The 1,666-nt window shown below is 57.5% G+C and carries 2 protein-coding genes; one reads left to right on the forward strand and one right to left on the reverse strand.

The features are described 5' to 3' along the window. Window positions 1-238, forward strand: a 238-nt coding sequence (locus WCJ41_RS22140; protein ID WP_336907995.1) for a hypothetical protein, incomplete at its 5' end; no start/stop codon positions are given. 188 nt (window positions 239-426) lie between these two features. Here WCJ41_RS22140 and WCJ41_RS22145 read toward each other — a convergent pair. After that, the gene (locus WCJ41_RS22145) at window positions 427-1,224 is read right to left on the reverse strand and encodes an extracellular solute-binding protein (protein WP_336907996.1); all 798 of its coding nucleotides are present in this window, start codon (window positions 1,222-1,224) and stop codon (window positions 427-429) included. Window positions 1,225-1,666: the final 442 nt, after the last annotated feature.

Genomic DNA, 1,666 nt, shown 5'->3' on the forward strand with positions numbered 1-1,666 from the left:
TGCAGTTGCCGTGGTGCTCCTTGGCCTCGGGGCCGGAGCGTTCCTCGTGGCTCGGGGGCCTTCCTTCTGGATCGAGTTCGGCCGGCGGCTGGGCAAGGCGCTCCTGCCGCTGGCGTGGCGCTATGTCTCGAAGAGGATGTCGCCGGAGGAGGAGGCTGCGTGGCGTCAGGCGGAGAGGCGGGGGCAGGGGGATTGGCTTAGGGAGCGGTACTGGGTGAGGCGAAACACACAGACTTGAGGGCGGTGTAAAAAGTCTAAGGCCTCTGCTCGGCTCCCAACCTCTTATTCGGCATAGGCTTTCTCCTTTCCAGGCTATCTTCTTTCAAATCGCCAGGTTCAGAAAATGCCAGTCATGTCAGGCAAAGCGAGACTAAAGCGAGACTACAGAGTTGGACACATTCTCTTGATGATCTCATCAAGCGTGCGTCACCGCGTCCAGCCTTCGGTCAGCATTATCTTTTGTGCCTCTTCGCTGACAAGGAATATCAGGAACTCCCGGGCCTCCGGGTCCGCATCTGGGGACAGCACCACGTTAATGTCCCGCCAGATTGTCCGGTCCGGGGCGATGTCAACCTGATCCAGCACGTCATCGTGGGTGATTGGCCAGTCCGGCCAGGTGATCCACGCATCGGCGTCCATCTCTTGAAACGCCTTGAAGGCAGCGCCCGAACCCTTGGCATAAGTTATGATGTTGCGGCGGAAGGCGACAACATCCGACAGTCTTCCCAGTCGACCCGCCACATCTTCCCATGTGCCGGTGCCTGAGTTGTTGGACACACCAGCACCTTCGGTCACGATGATCTTCACGCCGTCCTTGAGCAAATCCTCAAATCCGGTGATCCCTTTTGGATTCCCCGCTTTCACCGCTATGATCGTGGGGCGGATATAGATTGGCTCGACATTTTCCGATGCAAAGGTCAGATAGGTCTCCAGAAACGCCGTCATGGACTGTTCTGACGTGCCCCATATGATATCGGCGTTGGCCTGCGCGTCCTTAGACCAGGTTGCCTCAGGCCCCGCCACGATCTTGACGGTCTTTCCGGTATTGGCCTGCCAGACATTGGCCACCTTCTGAAAGGCCGTATGAGGCCCGCCAGCCCCGTAGAGCGTGACGATGCCGTCTTTCGGCACGTGCTTAATGGTGGGGTCGTAAAGTGCGGTTTGCTGGGCAAAAGCAGGCGTGGCGATCAGAATGCCGAAGAGAAGGAATGGACTGATGTGCATGAGCTTTTCGTCGCCTGTTCGTATCTGTTCTAGATGCCCCGGAGGGATTTTCAGACCTGTGTTGGAAGGGGCACAGCCGCGATGATCCTGCCGTCTTTGGAGGGGGTCTGCTGTAGAACTCACCCGGAGAGGTTCACTTCCGTTTGCCGTCTCGGCTTCTGAGCTGACGTAATTTCTCCAAGCGCGATGTTGGGGCGCTCATGGTCGTAATGTCAACGCTGGAGTGATTTCTTCCTTTCGCGGCCTGCCTTGATCTTTATCGGTTTATCAGTAAAGAGTTACCCCTCTGCCCAACGCCATCAATGTCCAATGCACTGGTGTTGCTGAGGTTGTTTCGCCACGCATACGGCTCCGCCCCTGCGTACACTTGCAAGCTGAGGGATCTCTCGCATGACCACACGCCGGCAACTGCTCAACGGAGCAGCCACACTCGCTGCCTACG

The organism is Aestuariivirga sp. (genome assembly GCF_037139295.1).
Taxonomy (GTDB): Bacteria; Pseudomonadota; Alphaproteobacteria; order Rhizobiales; family Aestuariivirgaceae; genus Aestuariivirga.